The following is a 21,146-nucleotide window of genomic DNA, read 5'->3' as shown; positions in this document are numbered from 1 at the left end:
ATACTATTGATTTCCAATTCGTATCACATCAGCAAATATTCCAGAAGCGGTTACTTCAGCACCCGCACCAGCTCCTTTTATTTGTAGTGGATTTACAGGATATCTATCTGTAAAAAACAATACGATGTTGTCGCTACCTTCTAAATTATAAAAAGGATGGTCAAACGGAATGTGTTGTAAGCCAACACTTGCTTTTCCATCATTGAATTCAGCAACATATTTTAAACGACAATTTTTATCGGCAGCTTCTTTATATATTTGTTGAAATTGTGTCTCAAACTCAGTCAAAGAAGCATAAAAATCATCATTATTCGTAGTTTTTAAACTCTTTTCAGGTAAAAAAGCATTGTTTTCGATGTCTGAAAGTTCTAACTCATAACCACTTTCACGTGCAAGAATTAATATTTTTCTGGCTACATCCACACCACTTAAATCAATTTTAGGGTCGGGTTCTGTATATCCTTGTTCTTGCGCTTGTTGTACGACATCATGAAAAGAAATACTTTCATTAAAATTATTGAAAACAAAGTTTAAAGAACCCGATAACACCGCTTGTATTTTATGCACTCGATCACCAGAAGCAATTAAGTTTTTAAGCGTATCAATAATAGGCAAACCAGCACCCACATTGGTTTCAAACAAAAATGGAACGCTGTACTTTCGAGAGATGTGTTTTAACTTTTTATAATTGTTAAGTTCAGAAGCACAGGCTATTTTATTACACGTAACCACTCCAATATTGTTGACTAAATAGTGTTCGTATATTTCAGAAACTTGTTGATTGGCCGTATTGTCAATAAAAACCGAATTACGAAGGTTTAACGCTTTTGTTCTTTGGAAAAAAAGCTCTAAAGAACTTGCTTCTCCGTTTTGTAATTGTTCTTTCCACGATTTTAAGCTGATACCCCCTTCATTAAAAATCATTTGTTTGGAATTAGAAATCCCCACAACACGTACATTTAGTTTTAACTGCTCTTTTAAGTACTTTTTTTGTTGATGGATTTGTGCTAAAAAGCGTTCACCCACATTTCCTACACCCGTAACAAACAAGTTTAATTGTTTTATTTTTTCTTCAAAAAACTGTTCGTGTAGCGTATTCAATGCTTTTTTTGCATCTGAACTGTTGATAACCGCAGAAATGTTTTTCTCTGAAGCACCTTGGGCAATGGCACGAATATTCACGTTGTTTTTGCCTAAAGAACTGAACATTTGTCCGCTTAACCCTTGGTGATTTCTCATTTTATCGCCTACCAAAGCGATAATTGCCAAACCTTGTTCTACAATAATTGGGTCTATTTTATGACGCTCTATTTCAAAAGCGAAAGCTTCATTAATTTTTAAAGCTGCTTTTTCAGCATCGTCGTCATAAATTCCCACGCAAATAGAGTGCTCAGAAGAAGCTTGCGTGATTAGCACCACATTGATGTTGTGTGTCGATAAGGTTTCGAACAAACGTTTAGAAATGCCAGAAACGCCTACCATGCCACTTCCTTCTAACGTTAATAGCGTAATATTTTCTATATGCGATATTCCTTTTACAGGTTTTCCGTTTTCGGTAATTTTAGAAATAAGGGTTCCTACATTTTCAGCTTCAAAGGTATTTTTTATGCGAATAGGAATTTCTTTTTCCAATACTGGTTGAATGGTAGGAGGGTAGATAACTTTAGCCCCAAAATGTGACAATTCCATGGCTTCTTGATACGAAATATGTGGAATAGGAAATGCCTGTTTTACTAGATGCGGATTCGCAGTGTACATACCACTAACATCTGTCCATATTTGCAATTCATCAGCATTGACAGCCGCCGCATAAATAGCCGCAGAATAATCGGATCCTCCACGCCCTAAAGTAGTTGACTTTCCTTCTTTAGTGCGAGCTATAAATCCAGGTAATAAAGTTACTTGGTGTTTGTTATTTTCAAAATAGGCTTTACAATTAGCGTTGGTTAGTTGAAAATCAACTTGTGCTTTATCAAAGGCGTTGGAAGTGAAGATTAGCTCTCTACTGTCTTTATATACGACATCCAGTTCCTTACGAGCTATGCTTGCAATGATATAAGAAGATAACAATTCACCAAAACCACTAATGGTAGCTAAAGTCTTGGGTGTAATTTCATTCAATAAATAACAACCTTCTAATAAGGTTTTTAATTGTTTAAAAAGGGAAGTAATATGCTTTTTAACTTCTTCTTGCTGATTTTCAGGGACTAATTTTTCAATTACTTCAAAATGTACTAACTCAACTTCTTTATAGTTTTCAAGATAATTCGCATTGTTTTGAGCAGCTTGTTCTGCCGATGCAATAAGTTTATTCGTTGTTTTACCAAAAGCAGAAACCACCACAATAAGTGGACTGTTTACAGAGGCATTGGCAATGATTTGTACTACTTTTTCTATGTTTTGAGGGTTGGCTACTGAGGAACCACCAAATTTTAAAACGTTCATTTTAAAATGAATAATAAATTAAAAATAAGATTTTTTAAGCTATTTATCTGTTTTCAAGTCTTTTGAAAAAATAAATATATACGGAGATGATATGTAGAAAAATAACCCCTAAAGGGTTGTAGTAGTAATTGTAGTTGTTGTGCCAACAAAAGAAGCCGTAGTTACAGCTGGAATAGAAATGATATGTCTTTTGTTGTTAAACATTGAGCCAAATGTATACATTATGTTCTAAAAAACAAGAAAAGTTGTTGTTTTTTTGTGAAAAGCCTTTTTTGACAGTTTCTAAAATACACCTATATTGCTAAAAAATAAGAAGAATAAAATTGCTAAAAATTGCTGCTTATCCTGTCAAAATAGGAGTATACCAGTAAGTTTATTCTTTGTATAAATTAGTTGTAGGTAATTTACCAACCCAATAAACTGAATGGAAAAAATTCAAAATCAGAAACACACAAAAGAAACTCTCTACTACTCTATTTCAGGAATGTTGGAAAGAGCATCTTATTATGGATTTCGTGCTCTTGTAGTTCTTTATATGGTAGGAGAAACACTGAATATGGAAAGAACTGAAGCCTTAACGATTTACGGTTGGCTTGTAGGTTCGTTAGTTTTCTCTCAAATTATCGGAGGTCTTTTTGGAGACTTACTTATTGGGAATAAAAAAACAATTATAATTGGTGGAATTATTCAAGCAATCGGAGCTTTCAGTTTATGCATTCCTTCCACAATTGGACTTTATTTAGGTTTATTTCTTGTCGTTTTAGGTAGCGGATTTTTCACGCCAAATATCATCTCAAATTTCGGAAAAACATATCTGAATAAGACTAAACTATTAGATTCAGGATTTACGATATTCTATCTCGCAATAAATTTGGGTTCTTTCCTGGGAATTTTACTAATTGGATATTTAGGAGAAACATATGGCTACAATATCGGATTTGTAATATCTGGAATATTAATGTTAATCTCAATAATTCCTATCATCCTTTCAAAAGAAAAAGGGATGGATGAAATTGAGAAAAATGAGTTTCCAATAGGTAAAAGAATTTTAAACATCTTAATTGCATTTATTGTTGTTGGTTTATTTTGGGGATTTTACGAATTATCAAGGATTCGGACTTTTGATTTACAGTTACAATTGAGTGAAATATCAACTTTAGGTATCCTAAATCATTTATGGCAATCAATCAACTCTATTTTCATTTTACCTATTAGTATAATTGCAATTGTTTTGTGGACTTACTTTTACAGCAGTCAGTTCTTTAAATTAATGCTTGGGTTTGTTTTTGGAGTAATATCATTCGGAATATTATTCTTAATTCCAGAAGTACCGACTGAACAGCATACAGTAACTTATTTGATTTCATTACTTTTTCTTGTAATTTCGGAAATTCATATTGCACCAATAATCCATTCAATTTTGACAAAATATTCTAATCCAAAATATTTAGCAATTTTAATTAGTTTGGCATTTTTACCAACAAGATTGATTTCTTTAATTTTTGGTTTGTTTAACGATAAATTATTTGACAATCCAATGTTAGGACTGAAAATTGGAATAGCAGGAATGGCAGTTGTTGGAATTGGATTGATTGGATATGTATGGTGGAATAAAAAAACTACCTATAACACGGTATAAAATTAATTGCTAGTGCAAGCTTATTTATGAAAATCCTCGCGGATTTTCTATTCGGTTTGTATTTGCTAAATTAGGTGCTTAAAACACGCAACTAATCTAATACAAACACGTTGTGTGTAATTTGAGGAATGAGACAAACTATAACCAAAAGTGATAAAAATTTAAGAATTCTAAACAAGTTAATTGTGAACGGATTCTATAATGGATATATCGGAACTGAAAAGTTTGAATTAATGCGGAATCGTTTCCCGAACAATCACAGACTAATCGGAATTGTGAATAACACAGGGAATTATGATTTGAAATTTGACTTTAAGTCACCAATAAATATTTTAGCGAAAGTTTTACTCGGACTCGGAATTCTGATTTCAATAATTTCGTTGATTAAAGAAAATTGGATTTTGCCGATTGTGTTTGTTGTTTTCGGATTGATTATGTTTGCGGATTTCAAATTAAAAGAGAAAAAAGAAATAAATCTTTTCATGGATAAACTATTGGAATTCCACAAAACGGAATTTGACTAAAATAAAAAACTACACACAACACCGTATATGAAAAATTACTAACTTAAGATGTATAACTGTAATTAGACATATTTTAACTACAACTTATCCAACTCACTTACAATAAGATCACATCCTTTTTTTAGTTCTTCGTCAGAAATGGTGAGTGGAGGCGTAATACGAATGGCTCTTCCTTCAAAAAGTAACCAGAATAAAATTAAACCTTTATCTAAACACTTTAAAATTACTTGAGAGGCAGTTTCAGGAGTATCTACTAATAAGGCAAGCATCAATCCTTTTCCTCTAATTTCTTTAACTGCGGAATGATTTTTAAAAGCATCGCGAATAATTTTTTCTTTTCGTAAGGCTTCTTCCATTAAGTTAGAGGAAGTGATTTCTTGTACGGTAGCTAAACCAGCACTCGCAACTACAGGATGCCCACCAAACGTAGTAATATGTCCTAATTTCGGGTATTCTTTTAAACAATCCATCACTTCAAAAGAAGCAATAAAAGCGCCGATTGGCATTCCGCCACCTAAACCTTTACCTGTAATAATAATATCTGGAGTAACGTTGTAATTTTCAAATCCCCAAAATTTTCCTGTACGTCCAACTCCAGACTGGATTTCATCCAAAATTAACAAGGCACCAACTTCTTCACAGCGTTGTTTTACTTTTGTTAAGTAGTTGTTTTTAGGCTCAATAAAACCAGCACCTCCTTGAATAGTTTCTAGGATAACACCCGCTGTATTGGTAGTAATTTTTTCTAAATCTACTTCGTTGTTGTATTCAATAAACTTACTACCTGGAATTAACGGACGAAAAGCACGATTTTGTTGTTCTGCTCCACACACACTCATAGCGCCTTGTGTATTTCCATGATACGCATTTTTAGCCGCAACAATTTCACTTCTACCCGTAAAACGTTTGGCTAATTTTAAAGCTCCTTCAGTCGCTTCGGTACCCGAATTTACCAGATATACCGACGATAGGTTAGGAGGTAAGGTAGCAGCCAAGGCTTTGCACAGCTCTAATTGAGGTTTTTGTATAAACTCTCCATACACCATTACATGTGTATATTGTTCCAATTGATTTTTTATGGCTTCATTTACCTTAGGGTGGTTGTGTCCTAAACTATTGGCAGAAACTCCAGCAACAAAGTCTAACATCGCTTTTCCGTTGCTATCATAAATATAACTACCCTTAGCGTGTGAAATTTCAATCGCTAAGGGATGAGGAGTGGTTTGCCCTTGGTATTTTAAAAAATCGTCTTTCACAGAAATTATTTTAATCCTTTAAGGTTTGGTTTCTTTTGTTTTTCTTCTTTTTTGGTAGTTTCATCAATAAACTGTTTTCTCGCCTTTTTAACAACATCGAGTTGCTTTTGGGTTTTTAAAGGAGCAGTAGCAGCGTTAGTTGTATCTTTTACAAAAATATCTTCGACTGTTTTAGGCTGTTCATCACCACGCCACAAGAAACCTTTAAATTTTTTCTCACCAGGGGGGAATTCGGAGGGAGGATAGGTTTTTCCTTCAGATTTTTTAAAATAGGTAGTCTGAATTATTGCTCCATCTTCTAAAATAAACTCTATATCACTCGCAATTTCTTTGGTAATGGTTTCCAGCTTATGAGTACCTTCATTATTGTTATGATACAACGATTCTGCATTTCCTTTAACCATCATAGTCCGCAAGTCATCATCTTCAAACTTACCATAAATATTTCTTCCTTTTATTTGATTGTAATTATCTGTGTTTACCGAGTCTTGTTGAATCATGAATGCATTTTGCAATACTTTTAAAGAGTCTAACTTATTGCTCTCTTTATGAGTAAGTAGTTGGATGCTATCACCCGTTATTTGACTGTTATTAGACCATAAAATAGGTCTGTTAAACATTCTGGTTAATCCTGTTTCTTGACTTGTGTGTATAGAGTCGCATTTACCTTGTAAATCAGATTTAAATATTTTTACATTGTTAAAAATGCGAGCAATGCGTTTTTCTGGTTTTCCAGTAAGTAAAATTTTGTCGCCCGCTACATACATAGAATCTTTTTCTAATACAGAAATGGCAACGGCTCTATCAATAATAAATAAAGAATCCTTTTGTTCGTATAGTTCAGCATAATTCCCTTTAGTAACCATATGTTGTACAGTATCTACCACTTTTATATTGTTGGTTGCTGAAGCAAAACCATTACGCTTGTCATAATACAAACTATCGGCAGAAACAGTTCGTTCTTTTAAAAATAATTTTGCGCGTTTTACAAAGTAAGAAATATCAGTATTCGTGTCGTAAAAACCTCTTTCAGAATATACTTTTGTGCTATCTTTTAAATTGGTAATGGTACTTGGTCCGTATAAATAAGCCAAGTTGGTATTGGTATAATAGTCTAAATGGTCAGATTCTAAATGATTATCAGGATTAACAACTGTTACTTTAGATTGTGCCGTAAATTTTTTCTCTCTTAAAAGATAAGTTCCTTTTACGCTCTTTAAAGTGTTTTTTGTGTCACGTATGGTTCCTCCATTAGGATAGTATAATACTTGGTTGATTCTGTCAAAATGAAGCGTATCAGTTTTTAGCGTCATTTCTTTATCATTAATTTCTACGTTTCCCCAAGATTTGGCCTTTTTTGTATTTCCATTATAAGTAGCAAAATCACTGTATTGAATAATACTATCTCCTTGCTCAATAATTACTTCACCAATGGCCTTAAATAAGTTTTTGTCTTTGTAAAGTAGGGCTCTTTTACAGTCTAGAGTAGCTCCTTCGTGCGACATTTTAACTTTTCCTATCAGTATAGTAGCTCCGGGATATTTGCTTTCATCAGCAGTACTTAATTCGGTAGAAAGTATTTTGATTTTTTTGGTTTGAGAAAAACTTACAACAGAGAATAATACAAAAGTTAGTAGAAATAGTTTTTTCAAAATAATACGATTTAATGCACAAAAATAATGAAAAGAACATGCCAAAATCTTAATAAAGAAATAAAATTATCAAGATAAATAAAAGGCTGTCATTTAGTAAATGGTTAATTTTGCAACAAATTAAAAAATTATAAAGATATGAGCGCTCATTTTGATTTATCAAAAGAAGAGATGAAATCTTACGGATATAAAATAGTTGATATAATTGCTGAACATTGGGCTACTTTAGAGCAACAAAAACCTGTGGCTAGTGCTTCAAGAAAAGAAATGGATAGTATTTTCTTACAAGAAGCCCCCAACAATGGTATGCCTGCAGAAAAAGTGTTAGATTTTGTAATGGACAATGTAATACCTAACAGTACCGTTATTTCACACCCTAAAGCATATTCATTTGTACCTGGACCTAGTAATTTTATTAGTACTATGGCAGATAGTTTGGCTACAGGATTCAATATTTTTTCAGGCGGATGGATGGTGTCTCCAGCAGCAGCTGAGTTGGAAATTGTAACGATGAACTGGTTATTAAAAATGTATAATTTCCCTGTTGAAAAAGGAGGAGGAATTTTTACCAGTGGTGGTTCTATGGCAAACCTAACAGCTCTAGTTACCGCGAGACGCTTAAAATGTGGTGATGATTTTTCGAAAGCGGTAATTTATTTGTCAGATCAAGCACACTCTTCAAATATTAAAGCAATTCGCGTTTTAGGGTTTAAAAAAGAGCAAATTAGAATCTTACCAACCGATTTAGAGTTTAGAATTAGTATCAACAAATTAAAAAATGCAATAGCAAAAGACCGATTAGAAGGCTTACAACCATTTTGTTACATCGCTTCTGCGGGAACCACGAATACAGGAACTGTAGATCCTTTAAATGAAATAGCAGACATTTGTGAAGAGGAAGATTTATGGTTTCATATCGATGGAGCGTATGGTGGAGCCGCTATTTTAGCTGAAAAAGGAGCAAAAGCTTTACGAGGAATTGAAAGAGCTGACTCTCTTACTGTAGATCCGCATAAATGGTTTTATCAACCATATGAAATAGGTTGTTTATTAGTAAAAGATGCTTCTTGGTTAAGTGGTACTTTTAGTGAAAAACCAGAGTATTTACGTGATATTGAAGGAAATGAATCTGAAATTAACTTTTACGATTACGGAATTCAGTTAACAAGACGTTTTAGAGCCTTGAAGTTTTATATGTCTATTAAAACCTATGGGTTAGATGCTTTTAAAGAAGCGGTTACTTACAACATCCAATTAGCTGATGACGTAGAAAAAATGTTGCGTAAAAGTAGAAATTGGGAAATTATTTCACCAGCTACGTTGGCAGTAATTAACTTTAGATACAATCCTATTGGATTAAACCTATCAGAAAAAGAAATTGATGAATTGAATCAGAAAATTTCTCAAAAAATAATGGAATCAAGAGAAGCGTTTTTAGTAACTACAATCTTAAATAAACAAGTAGTGCTTAGAATGTGTTTGATAAATCCAAAAACAACCATAGATGATGTGAAAGAAACCTTGGAGTTGTGTCACCATTTTGGTAAAGAAATTTTAAAAGAAAAATAAATCAAAAAAGGAGCTATCAGCTCCTTTTTTTGTTTTCATGATAAAAGTCATATTTCAAAAGCATTTCTCTTAGTAGTTTTGTTTATATAAAAGATAAAAAAGTCTTTTATGTAAAATTATTAATAACTACATCAATAGAAGAGATGAAACAAGTGAAAACAATTTCAATGGTTTTGGCAGCTATGTTTTTAATGGCAAGTTGCAAGAATGAAAAATCTGAAAGTATTGCAATGAAAAGCGCTTCAGATATAGCAGTTAAAGGAACAATAGAAGCAGAATTAACAGCTCCGCCTCATGTTCCAACACCTGTTGGCAATAGATCAGCCAAAAAGTTACTGGTAAATATGGAAATTCTTGAAAAAGAAGGAACTATGACAGATGGTGTAGAATATGTGTATTGGACGTTTGGCGGTTCTGTTCCAGGTAGCTTTATAAGAACCAGAGTAGGAGATGAAGTAGAATTTACCTTATCTAATCACCCAGATAATAGATTACCTCACAATATCGATTTACATGCAGTTACAGGGCCAGGTGGGGGAGCAACTTCATCATTTGTAGCGCCTGGACATGAAAAAACATTTTCATTTAAAACGTTAAACCCTGGATTATATGTATATCACTGTGCTACTGCACCTGTGGGAATGCATATTGCGAACGGAATGTATGGACTAATTTTAGTAGAGCCTGAAGGAGGTTTACCAAAAGTAGATAAGGAGTACTATATTATGCAAGGAGATTTCTATACAAAAGGAGAAAACGGAGAACCAGGCCTACAAGCTTTTGATATGAGAAAAGCTGTAGACGAAGATGCAGATTATGTAGTGTTTAACGGAAGTGTAGGAGCCTTAACAGGAGATAATGCAATTACCGCTAATGTTGGCGAAACAGTACGTTTATTTGTAGGTAATGGAGGACCTAATTTAACATCATCTTTCCATGTTATTGGTGAAATTTTTGACAATGTGCATATAGAAGGAGGAGATGTAATTAATAAAAATGTTCAAACAACCTCTATTCCGGCAGGAGGAGCAGCAATTGTTGATTTTAAAGTAGATGTTCCAGGTACTTTTATTTTAGTAGACCATGCTATTTTTAGAGCGTTTAACAAAGGAGCTTTAGGAATGTTAAAGGTAAAAGGAGAAGAAAGTAAAAAGATTTATTCAGGAGTAAAACAAGAAGGTATTTATAACCCAGAAGGAGGTACTATTCAAGAAATGCCCAATGGTAAAGAAGATAAAGCTGTAGCTTCTAAGCAAGAAAAATCATTAGCGCAAAAAATAGCAGATGGTAAACAGATTTATACAAAAACATGTTTTGCTTGTCACCAAGCAAATGGAGAAGGAATTCCCAATGCATTTCCTCCTTTAGCAAAATCAGACTACTTAAATGCTGATGTAAAAAGAGCTATCGATATTATTTTACATGGTAAAACAGGTGAAATTACGGTAAACGGTCAAAAATACAACAGTGTAATGACCAAACAAGCGTTGAACGATCAAGAAGTAGCAGATGTACTAACCTATGTATACAATTCTTGGGGTAATAATAAAACCAACGTCAGTGTAAATACGGTAATGGAAGTAAAAAGTGCTCACTAAAATTGTAGTTAAACGTTAAATTATAAGAAATGAAAACTATTTTAAGATTGACAATTTGTATATTTTTTTTAGGCATTTCCCATATGAATTGTCAATCTAAAATGGTTGCTATTAAAGGAGGGAGTTATATTCCTTTGTATGGAAGAGATTCAGCAAGAGTTACGATTCAAGATTTTTTAATAGATGTATACCCTGTAACCAATGAAGATTTTTTACAGTTTGTAAAAGAAAACCCAAAGTGGAGAAAATCTAAAGTAATTAAACTTTTTGCAAATAAAAGTTACCTGATTAATTGGAAAAATGATACAGAAATAGGGGAGAAGCTTAACTTAAAATCACCAGTTACGAATGTTTCATGGTTTGCTGCAAAATGTTATTGTGAACAGCAAGGAAAACGATTACCTACTGTAGATGAATGGGAATATGTTGGAATGGCTAATCAGAAATTACAAGATGCAAGAACTTTAAAAACCTACAATGAATACATTTTAAGTTGGTATGAAAAACCAAGAACATTTACTAATGTTATAGGGTCAACATTTAAAAACTATTGGGGGGTGTATGATATGCACGGATTGGTTTGGGAATGGACCTCTGATTTTAATTCAGTATTGGTATCGGGAGAATCTAGAAAAGATGTTGATAACGATAGCAATTTGTTTTGTGGTAGTGCAGCAGTAGGGTCAACAGATTTAATGAATTATGCAGCTTTTATGCGGTATGCTACCCGTGGAAGTTTAAAAGCTAAATACACGATGCGAAACTTAGGTTTTAGATGTGTAAAAGATAAAAATATAGCACAATGAAAGTAGTAAAATATATAACGATACTTCTTTTTTCAATTACGTTAGTAAGTTCTTGTAAAAAAGAAAAAAGCAACACAAATTTAGCAACTGTATATGAATGTCCGATGTTTTGTGAGGGAGACAAAACATATACAGAAGAAGGAAGTTGTCCTGTTTGTAAAATGGATTTAACACAGAAAGATCAAAAAGAGGCTAAAGAGTTAGCTTTAGCTACTGATATCTCTGAAAGTTCTATATTCAATTTAGCATCAGAATGGAAAACCGAAGAGAATAAAACGATTCATTTAGAAGATTTAAGAGGAAAAACGCTGGTAATGGTCATGATTTATACGACGTGTAAAGCAGCTTGCCCCAGGTTGGTTGCTGATATGCGTAATATTGAGGCTAAAATACCTAAAGAATATAACGAAGACTTACAATATGTTTTAATTAGTATAGATCCTAAAAACGATACCCCAGAACGATTAAAAGCTTTTGCGAAAGAAAACTTTATGGATGATGAGCATTGGACTTTTTTACAAGGTACCGAAGAATCTGTTAGAGAATTTGCCAATGTACTGGCTGTGAAATACAAACAAATTTCTCCATTAGATTTTTCACACTCAAATATTATAAGTGTATTTAATCCGGAAGGGGAGTTAGTGCACCAACAAGAAGGTTTAGGTGTAGATAATAAAGAAACCGTTGCAAGTATTTTGGAAACAGTAAAAAATTAGTTGCCATATGTTTCCTATTAAAAACGTCTTTTAGGAATTTCTAAAAGACGTTTTTTTATGAGTTGTTTTTTTCAAACTGAGCCTGTATAAACTCTTTAGATTTTCCTTTAGCTATAGAAGCGGTTTGCCATTTGTCGTTTAAAATCATCTTACCTACATAAGCAATTTGACCAATGTGATAGGGAAAGTGAGCTATTTGCCTCGTAATGCTTTCAAGTAACTTAACTTGTTTATTTCTGATGAGAATAGGCTGATTGAAGTTTTCTTCATTTAATGAATCTAAAGCAGTAAAAAGACAGTTCCAACCCTTTTCCCATTGAGCAATCAATTCTTTTTTTGATAAATCATGAGTTTCAAACTCAGCATCTCTATCTCTCCACTCTTTTTCTCCATCAGAAGTAAAAAAGTCCGTCCAACGCGATAACATGTTTTCAGATACATGAACAATAATAGCAGCAATGCTGTTACTTTCTTCATTGTATTTCCAGTGTAAGTCTTTTTCTTCTAGTTGAGCAATTGTTTTATCAGCTACTTCTTTGTACGATGTAAATTGGGCAGTGATATTCTCTAAGTATTCTTTTACCATCATAAAAAAGGAGCTCTATTGAGCTCCTTTAAATTTTATCTGTTAATAGTTTGTTTTCTATCAGGTCCTACAGAAACTATTTTTACAGGTACACCCGTTTCTTTTTCAATAAACGCAATGTAGTCTAATAAGTTTTGAGGCAAATCATCGGCAGAAGTCATTTTTGTTAAATCATCTTCCCAACCTTTGAATTCTGTATAATTTACACTTACATTTTCTGGCTCAATATTATAAGGTAAGTGCGAAATTTCTTCTCCTTTATAGTTGTAAGAAGTACAAACTTTTAAGGTATCGAAACCAGATAATACATCACCTTTCATCATCATTAATTGCGTAACACCGTTTACATCAACAGCATATTTTAACGCAACTAAATCCAACCATCCACAACGACGAGCACGTCCAGTTGTAGCTCCAAATTCATGACCAACTTTCGCCATAGTAGCTCCATCTTCGTCAAATAATTCAGTAGGGAAAGGTCCAGAACCTACACGAGTAGTATAAGCCTTGAAAATACCGAAAACTTCACCAATTCTGTTAGGAGCAACTCCTAAACCAGTACAAGCACCAGCAGCGGTAGTGTTAGATGAAGTTACGAATGGATAGGTTCCAAAATCAATATCTAATAACGATCCTTGAGCTCCTTCAGCTAAAATAGTTTTCCCTTCTTTAATAGCGTTGTTTAAAAACTCTTCAGAATCAATAAACTGTAATGTTTTTAATTTTTCAATCCCTCTAGAAAACTCAGCTTCTAACTCATCTAAATCGTAATCGATTTGAACATTAAAGTAGGCTAACATACTTAAATGTTTTTCAGTTAAAGCTCTATATTTTTCTTTCCAGTTATCTAATTCTAAATCACCAACACGCATTCCGTTTCTACCTGTTTTGTCCATATAAGTAGGCCCAATTCCTTTTAAAGTAGATCCGATTTTTGCTTTTCCTTTTGAAGTTTCAGAAGCCGCGTCTAATAATCGGTGAGTTGGTAAAATTAAATGTGCTTTACGAGAAATTAATAATTTAGAAGTATAATCAATGTTATGTTTATCTAAGTTTTCTAATTCTTTTTTAAAGATAACAGGGTCAATAACCACTCCATTACCTACTACGTTTAAAGCTGTTTTATGAAAAATTCCTGAAGGAATGGTGTGTAATACATGTTTGTTTCCATCAAAAATTAGGGTATGACCAGCATTTGGGCCTCCTTGAAAACGCGCGATTATATCGTAGTTTTTTGTTAAAACGTCTACAATCTTACCTTTTCCTTCGTCTCCCCATTGTAGTCCGAGTAATAAATCTACTGCCATTTAGTGTGTTGTTAAGTGTTGTGTTTTATTTGTTGTTTCTTTTTGTTCCGTAGAAATAAAGCGAGTGATTGTGAATGTCTATATCAAAAACATCTTCAATTGTTTTTTTGATGATTTGAATTCTTGGGTCACAAAACTCTTTTACTTCGCCACTATCAGTAAGTATCACATGGTCGTGGTTTTTATCGAAGTAACTTTTTTCGTAACGCGCCATCGATTGTCCGTCAAACTGGTGTTTACGAACCAACCCGCAATCCAATAATAAATCCATCGTATTGTATAAGGTAGCCCTACTAACACGATAGTTTTTATTTTTCATTTTAATATATAAAGATTCAATATCAAAATGTTCATCAGCATCATAAATCTCTTGTAAAATAGCGTAGCGTTCTGGTGTTTTACGATGCTTATTCTCTTCTAAAAAAGAAGTGAATACTTTTTTTACAATTTCTTGATTTTCGGCTGAATTACTCATTTATATTTAAATTTTACGAAAGGACAAATTTACGTTTATTTCTTGATAAAATACAAGGATGTTAAATACGAAATTTACAAAGTATTAACGCGTTCAACTTTTTGAACGCCTTCCACTTGTTTCATGTTGTTAATTAATTTATCAAGTTGGTTTTTATTTTTTACACTTAACGAGAGTTTTCCGTCAAAAACACCATCATCTCCAGAGATATTGATACTGTGAATAAACACATCCATACTGTTAGAAATGATTTTCGTAATGTTGTTAACAATTCCTTTATTATCTATTCCTGAAAGATGCAAAATAGCCGTAAACTCTTGCTTGGTAGAATCAATCCATTTGGCAGGCATGATTCTATAAGCATAGTTTGATTGTAACGAAATAGCATTCGGACAATCGTTTTTGTGTACTTTAATACCTTCATTAATTGTAACAAAGCCAAAAACTTTATCACCAGGAATAGGAGAACAACATTTAGCTAAAGTATAATCTAATGTTTGTTCTTCTTTACCAAACACTAAAGCATCGTATTTGTTGGTAACCTCTTCTTTTTCTGATATTTCTTTGGAAGGAGAACGTCTAAAAGTGTTTTTAATGAAACCCATGAAACGATTGCTTCTCTGAGCAACAAAGTCTTTAAGTTGCGTGTTGTCTATGGCTCCATTACCAACTCTATAAAATAAATCGAAGCTCGTTTTTAGTCCAAAATAACTAGCCAATTCATGAATGATTTTTTCACTAGAATTGATTTTTAAATGGCGTAATTTTCGTTGTAAAATGGCTTTTCCTTCTTCCGCTATTTTCTTTTCTTCTGCTTTTAAGGCCGATTTAATTTTAGCACGAGCTCTGGCAGTAATCACAAAATCTAACCATCGTACATTAGGCTTGTTATTTGACGCCGTAAGTACTTCTACTTGATCGCCACTTTTTAACCCGTGACTTAGCGGAACTAACTTTCCATTTACTTTTGCTCCACGACATTTTAAACCGACATCGGTATGCACTGAGAAGGCAAAATCTAACGCCGAAGCTCCTTTAGGAAGCGATTTTAAATCTCCTTTAGGAGTAAAGACATAAATTTCTTTAGCATAAAGGTTCAGTTTAAAATCTTCAACAAAATCTACAGCATCTAAACTTTGGTTTTCTAAACTTTCTTTCAAGCGATTTAACCATCCTTCTAAACCATTTTCTTTAACAGATCCTTGTTTATATTTAAAGTGAGCCGCATAACCTTTTTCGGCTATTTCATCCATTCTTTCGGAACGGATTTGAACTTCTACCCATTTAGCTTGAGGACCAATAACAGTAATGTGCAATGCCTCATACCCAGTTGATTTTGGCTGAGAAATCCAATCTCTTAATCTGGCAGGGTTGGGTTTAAAGAAATCGGTAACGATAGAATATATTTTCCAAGCATCAAACTTTTCATCGTCAGAAGTGGGTTTGTATATAATACGAATGGCAAATTTGTCGTACACTTCATCAAAAGTTACGTTTTGTTTGCGCATTTTTCTACGGATAGAAAAAATAGATTTAAAACGTCCTTTTATTTCATAAGCAAATCCTTCTTTGTTTAAAGCTTCTTTTAAAACACTAGTAAAGCTATCAATATATTTTTGTTGGTCTTCTTTACTTTCTTTTATCTTATTGGCAATATCTCTATACACATCAGGTTCTGTGTATTTTAACCCAAGATCTTCAAGCTCAGTTTTAATATTATACAGTCCTAAACGATGGGCAAGGGGAGCATAAATATACAAGGTTTCAGAGGCTATTTTTACCTGCTTGTGAGGCGGCATAGAATCCATAGTTTGCATATTGTGCAGTCTATCGGCAATTTTAATAAGTATTACTCTAACGTCATCATGTAACGTAAGTAACATCTTTCTAAAATTCTCTGCTTGAATTGAGTAGTCTTGCTCTTGTTTTAGGTTTGATATTTTAGTCAATCCACTTACAATACGAGCGATATTTTCCCCAAATAAGCGCTCCATATCATCCAACGTATAGTGCGTATCTTCAACAACATCGTGTAATAGAGCAGCAGCAATAGATGTTGCTCCTAAACCAATTTCATCTGCAACTATTTTAGCGACAGCTATAGGGTGATAAATATAAGGTTCTCCTGATTTTCTGCGTTGTTCAGAATGTGCTTCTACAGCAATGTCAAAAGCTTTACGTATCAATTTTTTATCCTCTTCCGATAATGTTTGATATGTTCCTTTTAATAAGTTTTTATACCTGTTGGCTATCTCTTTGTTTTCCTCTTCTATCGTTACATTATAATTCATATAATAAAAACTCTTTTGCTTATTTAGGTTTAAAATAAAAGTAGTACAAAGAATTATATTGGGCAAGTTTTGTAAAGAAATGTTTAACGTAAACTTATTACTTTTACTTGCAATTAAAAAAAACAGTGAACTAGAAAAAAAATTGAAAATATAAATGATGAAAAAGTATGTATTGAACTGCCTGTTGTTATTTGTTGTTTTTCAAATGTATAGCTTTCAGGAGATTGTTGAAGAAGAGCTTGTCGTAACAGCATCGCAACAAGGAGAAGTAAAAAAAGAAGAAAAAGCTCAATTAAACTATCCTGATAGTTTTATTCCTCCAAAATATATTCAAAAAGAGGTTTATTTGGTTAAAGAAGTACCAAACCCTAAAAAGAATGGAGCTAATGGGTTTATATCAGATCCTAATAATTACATAAATGAAATTGAAGAACAACAATTAAACTTAAAGCTTTGGGAGATTGAACAAAATACAACAGCACAAGTAGCTATTGTTATTCTTAAAAGTATAGGAAAAGAAGTACCTAAAAATTTTGCTGTTAAATTGTTTGAAGAATGGGGTATTGGTGATAAAGAAACCGATAATGGATTACTTATTTTAACGGTAATAGACCAACGAAGAACAGCGTTTGAAGTTGGGTATGGCTTAGAACCTGTTTTAACTGATATTGTTTGTCACAGGATAGGAACAGATGAAATTGTACCATACTTTAAAGAAGGAGAGTTTGGTAAAGGATTATTATCTGCTGTTTCTAGAGTTCAAGAAATCATTAATAAACCTGAAATCATTGATGAAATTTTTGGACAAGACATTAATTATTATGAAGAGACAAAAACAAGTAAAGGTCCTTTTCTTATTTACTTAACTTTTTATGCTGTTTTTAGTTTGTTTATAGGAGGTTGGTTTAGTATAAAAGTAACATCAATAGATAGATCTAAAGAAGACCTCTACGATAAATACCAAGACATGAATAAGCTAGGTTTAGGTTGTTTGCTTTTCTTATTTCCATTGCCACTTTATTTTATTAATAGATACGTGAAATCTAAGCTTAAACGATATAGATTTTCTCCTCGTTTTAGTAAAAAGAACGGAAAACAACTTTATTTAAAAGAGGAGTGGAGTGAAAACAGTTTTTTAGAAAAAGCTCAAATTCTTGAAGAAAAAATTCAATCAAAAGAATATGATGTATGGGTAACAGAAGATGAAAGTGACATTTTAATTTTAGCATATGAAGGTTCTAGTAGGAAGTATACAAACTGTAAAGAATGTGGTTATAAAACCTATGGAAGAATTGGTACGAAAATTATACGTAGAGCAACGTACGATTCTAGTGGTGAAAAACAAGAAGATTATTTGTGTAAAAATTGTAATTATAAAGAAAGTAAAATAATAATAATTCCAAGATTAGAAAGAAGTAGTACTTCTTCTTCTGGTAGTTCAGGAGGATCTTCTTGGTCTTCTTCTTCCTCATCTTCTTCAAGTTTTGGAGGAGGTAGTTCTGGTGGAGGTGGAGCAGGAGTAAGTTGGTAAAGATATTTACTCGTGTTTAGGATATAAATAAGTTCAAAAGGTTAAAAACATCTAGGCTTTTTCCTGTGAAAATATTTGTAGATATAGCATAACTTTGCAGCATAATTCAGAGGAGACTCAAAAGAACTAGTCCCCCTGAAATATCATTTAATTATGGTATTTGAACCTCCGGTCTTGTAACAAGTTCGGAGGTTTTTTTTATGCTTTGGGCAACCTTTTTCCAAATTAGGGAGTCTTTATATTTGTAAGGCGATAAAACCGTAACTATTGATTTGAAAATTATTTCATTACATAACAAAGAAGCTTCACTTATCAAACAAGCAAAAAAACAGAGTAGAGAAGCTCAGCAGCAAATATTTGAGCAGTATTCTCCAAAAATGTTAGGAGTTTGTAGGCAGTATGTTAACGATTTACATCATGCAGAAGATTTAATGTTGCAAGGTTTTTTTAAAGTTTTTACCAATATTGAAAAATTTAAAGGAACAGGAAGTTTTGAAGGTTGGATTCGTAGAATTATGGTAAATACTTGTATAAGTTATTTACGAAAAAAGAATCCTGTTCAAGTATCGGATGAAGACTTTGTTTTTAATGATGCTGCAACAGAAAGCCTTGAAAACACATCGGTAGCAGATATACAAAAGTTAATAGATGAGTTACCTGAAGGGTATAAGTTAGTTTTTAATTTATATGCTATTGAAGGATATAAACATTCAGAGATTGCAGAAAAATTACAAATTTCTGAAAGTACCTCAAAGTCACAATTATTTAAAGCTCGTAAATGCTTACAAGCTAGTTACGAGAAAATTAATCAAGTAAGAAATGTCAAGCAATAATATAGATAAACATATAGCAGGAAAGCTAAAAAACAGAGAACTTACCCCATCCCATTCAGCTTGGGAAAGGTTAGAGGCTCGTTTAGATAATGAGAAAGCAGCAAAGAAAAAGAACTGGTTTTTATATGTAGGTTATGCAGCTAGTTTGGCTTTGTTAATAAGCTTTGTAGCTCTATATTTTACAGGTTCAGAGTCAAAAGAAACGATAGAAGAAGTTATCGTTACTACTCCAATTGATACCTTAAAAATTAATACTAAAGGCATAGAAAAGTTTCTTAGAAATACTGACGAAGCTGTAGTGGAAATAGAAGAAAACCAACAAGAAAAGCAATTGCTTAAAAAGAAGAAAAAGATTACCACAACTAAGAATTCTACCTTAAAAGAAAAAGATATAATCTTTAAAAAGATACAAAATAAAGAATTGCCAAAAGAAGAGGAGGTAGTAGCAAAGTTAGATAAGCCACTAGTAACAAAGAAGAAAGAGTTTAATTCAAGAGTTAGGGTAAATAGTGATGACTTACTATTTGCAGTAACACATAGTTCTGAGGAGGTTAAAGAATACTATGCGAAAAATAAAGTAAAGCGAGAAGATGTGTTAAAAACTATTGAAGATGAGTTGAAAAAGTCAAACTTAAAAATAGACCCAAATATTATTTTAGCAGAAGTTGAAAGAACGATTGATGATGAAGAGTTTAAAGGAGACTTTATGCAAAAACTAAAATCAAAAATATCAGATATTGCTGTAGCAATTGTTGATAGAAACAAATAAAGCGCTTATTAATTATCGATAATTAACCATTCCAAATTATTATCAATTTAATTTAAAATTATTAAAATGAAAAGAATACTATTATTAGTGTTGTTTGTAACAACTATTGCCCAATCTCAAGAAAAAATATTTGAGAAAGAAGTAAAGAAAATATCAATGAGTATTGATAGTATTACTAAGCAGCAAAAAGACTCTTTAAAGATGAGAGTAAAAGAGATTAATACAAAATTAGAAAAGAATAAAATAACATTTGATGAAGCAACAACATTAAAAAAAGAAGCAGCAGCCTACCATGCAGCTCAAATAGAGAAAAAAGTTAGTTTTCAGGAACAAAAACTACAACAATTGGTACAAGACAAAATTGACGGTAAAATATTTAGCAATGAAGAAGAATCACGAGAGCAAACTTTTGAAATAGCAAAATTTAAGTTCAGACTAAATTTTTCTGACAATGAAGAAGATGAAGTTGAAAGAGAAAAGAAAAGAAGAAGAAAAAGAACCACAACACAATTTGTTTTTGCTTTAGGAGCAAATAATACATTGACAGGTAGTAAACTAAGTTCTTTAGACGATTCAGACTACAAATTTTGGCAATCGCATTTTTATGAATTAGGTTTTACTTGGAAAACACGCTTATCAAAAGAACCATCAAAAACATATTTTAAATATGGTTTTTCTTTTCTGTGGAATAATTTAAGAGCCAAAAACAATCACTATCACACTGTAAATGGAAATGAAACAACCTTAAGTATGCATCCAGAACAACTTTCTGAAAGCAGGTTGCGACATGTGCAAATGACCTTTCCAATGCATTTAGAGTTTGATTTTTCTAAAAATAAAAAATATTCCGATGGAGAAATTGTAGACAGAACACATCAAAGCTTTCAAATTGGAATAGGTGGTTTTTTAGGTTTCAAATTAGGAACCCGTCAATACTTAGAGTATAAAAATGCAGAAGGAGTTACTGTTGAGGAAGTTCAGAAGAATAATTTTAATATGAACAAATATAACTACGGACTAAGTGCTTATGTAGCTTATCAAGGCATTGGATTGTATGCTAAATACGATTTAAATCCTTTATTCAAAAATACTGATACGAGAAATATCTCATTAGGTCTTCGATTTGATATTAATTAATAAAAGGAGAAG

The 21,146-nt window shown here is 32.5% G+C and carries 17 protein-coding genes; 10 read left to right on the top strand and 7 right to left on the bottom strand.

What is annotated here, in order from left to right:
* Window positions 1-3: 3 nt before the first annotated feature.
* Window positions 4-2,445 (bottom strand): bifunctional aspartate kinase/homoserine dehydrogenase I, encoded by a 2,442-nt coding sequence (gene thrA / locus V1T75_RS01840; RefSeq protein ID WP_330486851.1) that lies wholly within the window; start codon window positions 2,443-2,445, stop codon window positions 4-6.
* Window positions 2,446-2,869: 424 nt separating this feature from the next.
* Between thrA and V1T75_RS01835 the strand changes: the two genes are divergently transcribed.
* The gene (locus V1T75_RS01835) at window positions 2,870-4,084 is read left to right on the top strand and encodes a POT-type proton-dependent oligopeptide transporter (protein WP_330486850.1); all 1,215 of its coding nucleotides are present in this window, start codon (window positions 2,870-2,872) and stop codon (window positions 4,082-4,084) included.
* A 128-nt stretch (window positions 4,085-4,212) separates the two neighbouring features.
* Complete coding sequence (locus V1T75_RS01830; RefSeq protein WP_330486849.1) at window positions 4,213-4,608, top strand: hypothetical protein; 396 nt, start codon at window positions 4,213-4,215, stop codon at window positions 4,606-4,608.
* A gap of 77 nt (window positions 4,609-4,685) precedes the next feature.
* Here V1T75_RS01830 and V1T75_RS01825 read toward each other — a convergent pair whose 3' ends face one another.
* A complete protein-coding gene (locus V1T75_RS01825) occupies window positions 4,686-5,864 on the bottom strand; it encodes an aspartate aminotransferase family protein (protein WP_330486848.1) in 1,179 nt (392 codons plus the stop codon).
* 5 nt (window positions 5,865-5,869) lie between these two features.
* On the bottom strand, window positions 5,870-7,516 hold the full coding sequence (locus tag V1T75_RS01820) for an OstA-like protein (protein ID WP_330486847.1): 1,647 nt from the start codon (window positions 7,514-7,516) through the stop codon (window positions 5,870-5,872).
* A 138-nt stretch (window positions 7,517-7,654) separates the two neighbouring features.
* On the opposite strand from V1T75_RS01820, the gene V1T75_RS01815 reads away from it, so the two are divergent.
* The 4 genes from V1T75_RS01815 (at window position 7,655) to V1T75_RS01800 (ending at window position 12,205) form a co-directional block, all read left to right on the top strand.
* Complete coding sequence (locus V1T75_RS01815; RefSeq protein ID WP_330486846.1) at window positions 7,655-9,085, top strand: pyridoxal phosphate-dependent decarboxylase family protein; 1,431 nt, start codon at window positions 7,655-7,657, stop codon at window positions 9,083-9,085.
* Between the two features lie 143 nt (window positions 9,086-9,228).
* Window positions 9,229-10,683, top strand: coding sequence for a copper-containing nitrite reductase (gene nirK, locus V1T75_RS01810; RefSeq protein ID WP_330486845.1), 1,455 nt, complete (start codon window positions 9,229-9,231; stop codon window positions 10,681-10,683).
* Window positions 10,684-10,766: 83 nt separating this feature from the next.
* Window positions 10,767-11,489, top strand: coding sequence for a formylglycine-generating enzyme family protein (locus V1T75_RS01805; protein ID WP_330486844.1), 723 nt, complete (start codon window positions 10,767-10,769; stop codon window positions 11,487-11,489).
* A complete protein-coding gene (locus V1T75_RS01800; protein WP_330486843.1) occupies window positions 11,486-12,205 on the top strand; it encodes an SCO family protein in 720 nt (239 codons plus the stop codon). The genes V1T75_RS01805 and V1T75_RS01800 overlap by 4 nt, the downstream gene beginning before the upstream one ends.
* A gap of 55 nt (window positions 12,206-12,260) precedes the next feature.
* Here V1T75_RS01800 and V1T75_RS01795 read toward each other — a convergent pair whose 3' ends face one another.
* From V1T75_RS01795 to V1T75_RS01780, 4 genes are all read right to left on the bottom strand, one after another.
* The gene (locus tag V1T75_RS01795; RefSeq protein WP_330486842.1) at window positions 12,261-12,794 is read right to left on the bottom strand and encodes a DUF1572 family protein; all 534 of its coding nucleotides are present in this window, start codon (window positions 12,792-12,794) and stop codon (window positions 12,261-12,263) included.
* Window positions 12,795-12,826: 32 nt separating this feature from the next.
* On the bottom strand, window positions 12,827-14,098 hold the full coding sequence (locus V1T75_RS01790) for an adenylosuccinate synthase (protein WP_330486841.1): 1,272 nt from the start codon (window positions 14,096-14,098) through the stop codon (window positions 12,827-12,829).
* 25 nt (window positions 14,099-14,123) lie between these two features.
* Window positions 14,124-14,573, bottom strand: a complete 450-nt coding sequence (locus V1T75_RS01785; protein ID WP_099214482.1) for a Fur family transcriptional regulator — start codon at window positions 14,571-14,573, stop codon at window positions 14,124-14,126.
* 74 nt (window positions 14,574-14,647) lie between these two features.
* Window positions 14,648-16,864, bottom strand: coding sequence for a RelA/SpoT family protein (locus V1T75_RS01780; RefSeq protein WP_330486840.1), 2,217 nt, complete (start codon window positions 16,862-16,864; stop codon window positions 14,648-14,650).
* Window positions 16,865-17,018: 154 nt separating this feature from the next.
* Here V1T75_RS01780 and V1T75_RS01775 point away from each other — a divergent pair, with 154 nt between their 5' ends.
* From V1T75_RS01775 to V1T75_RS01760, 4 genes are all read left to right on the top strand, one after another.
* Window positions 17,019-18,395 (top strand): TPM domain-containing protein, encoded by a 1,377-nt coding sequence (locus V1T75_RS01775; RefSeq protein WP_330486839.1) that lies wholly within the window; start codon window positions 17,019-17,021, stop codon window positions 18,393-18,395.
* Between the two features lie 272 nt (window positions 18,396-18,667).
* Complete coding sequence (locus V1T75_RS01770) at window positions 18,668-19,228, top strand: RNA polymerase sigma factor (protein WP_330486838.1); 561 nt, start codon at window positions 18,668-18,670, stop codon at window positions 19,226-19,228.
* Entirely contained in the window at window positions 19,215-19,997 is a 783-nt protein-coding gene (locus V1T75_RS01765) for a hypothetical protein (RefSeq protein WP_330486837.1), read from the top strand. Before V1T75_RS01770 ends, V1T75_RS01765 begins: the two co-directional genes overlap by 14 nt.
* 66 nt (window positions 19,998-20,063) lie before the next feature.
* Window positions 20,064-21,134 (top strand): hypothetical protein, encoded by a 1,071-nt coding sequence (locus tag V1T75_RS01760; RefSeq protein WP_330486836.1) that lies wholly within the window; start codon window positions 20,064-20,066, stop codon window positions 21,132-21,134.
* Window positions 21,135-21,146 lie beyond the last annotated feature (12 nt).

The organism is Tenacibaculum sp. FZY0031, from assembly GCF_036350695.1.
GTDB lineage: Bacteria > Bacteroidota > Bacteroidia > Flavobacteriales > Flavobacteriaceae > Polaribacter.
The sequence above is the reverse complement of the archived record's forward strand: the minus strand, read 5'-3'. Positions and strand labels throughout refer to the sequence as shown.

Excerpts from the sequence above, each read along its gene's own strand:
- thrA (WP_330486851.1), bottom strand. The coding sequence starts at position 2,445 with ATGAACGTTTTAAAATTTGGTGGTTCCTCAGTAGCCAACCCTCAAAAC.
- V1T75_RS01835 (WP_330486850.1), top strand. The coding sequence starts at position 2,870 with ATGGAAAAAATTCAAAATCAGAAACACACAAAAGAAACTCTCTACTAC.
- V1T75_RS01830 (WP_330486849.1), top strand. The coding sequence starts at position 4,213 with ATGAGACAAACTATAACCAAAAGTGATAAAAATTTAAGAATTCTAAAC.
- V1T75_RS01815 (WP_330486846.1), top strand. The coding sequence starts at position 7,655 with ATGAGCGCTCATTTTGATTTATCAAAAGAAGAGATGAAATCTTACGGA.
- nirK (WP_330486845.1), top strand. The coding sequence starts at position 9,229 with ATGAAACAAGTGAAAACAATTTCAATGGTTTTGGCAGCTATGTTTTTA.
- V1T75_RS01805 (WP_330486844.1), top strand. The coding sequence starts at position 10,767 with ATGAATTGTCAATCTAAAATGGTTGCTATTAAAGGAGGGAGTTATATT.
- V1T75_RS01800 (WP_330486843.1), top strand. The coding sequence starts at position 11,486 with ATGAAAGTAGTAAAATATATAACGATACTTCTTTTTTCAATTACGTTA.
- V1T75_RS01795 (WP_330486842.1), bottom strand. The coding sequence starts at position 12,794 with ATGATGGTAAAAGAATACTTAGAGAATATCACTGCCCAATTTACATCG.
- V1T75_RS01790 (WP_330486841.1), bottom strand. The coding sequence starts at position 14,098 with ATGGCAGTAGATTTATTACTCGGACTACAATGGGGAGACGAAGGAAAA.
- V1T75_RS01785 (WP_099214482.1), bottom strand. The coding sequence starts at position 14,573 with ATGAGTAATTCAGCCGAAAATCAAGAAATTGTAAAAAAAGTATTCACT.
- V1T75_RS01780 (WP_330486840.1), bottom strand. The coding sequence starts at position 16,864 with ATGAATTATAATGTAACGATAGAAGAGGAAAACAAAGAGATAGCCAAC.
- V1T75_RS01775 (WP_330486839.1), top strand. The coding sequence starts at position 17,019 with ATGATGAAAAAGTATGTATTGAACTGCCTGTTGTTATTTGTTGTTTTT.
- V1T75_RS01765 (WP_330486837.1), top strand. The coding sequence starts at position 19,215 with ATGTCAAGCAATAATATAGATAAACATATAGCAGGAAAGCTAAAAAAC.
- V1T75_RS01760 (WP_330486836.1), top strand. The coding sequence starts at position 20,064 with ATGAAAAGAATACTATTATTAGTGTTGTTTGTAACAACTATTGCCCAA.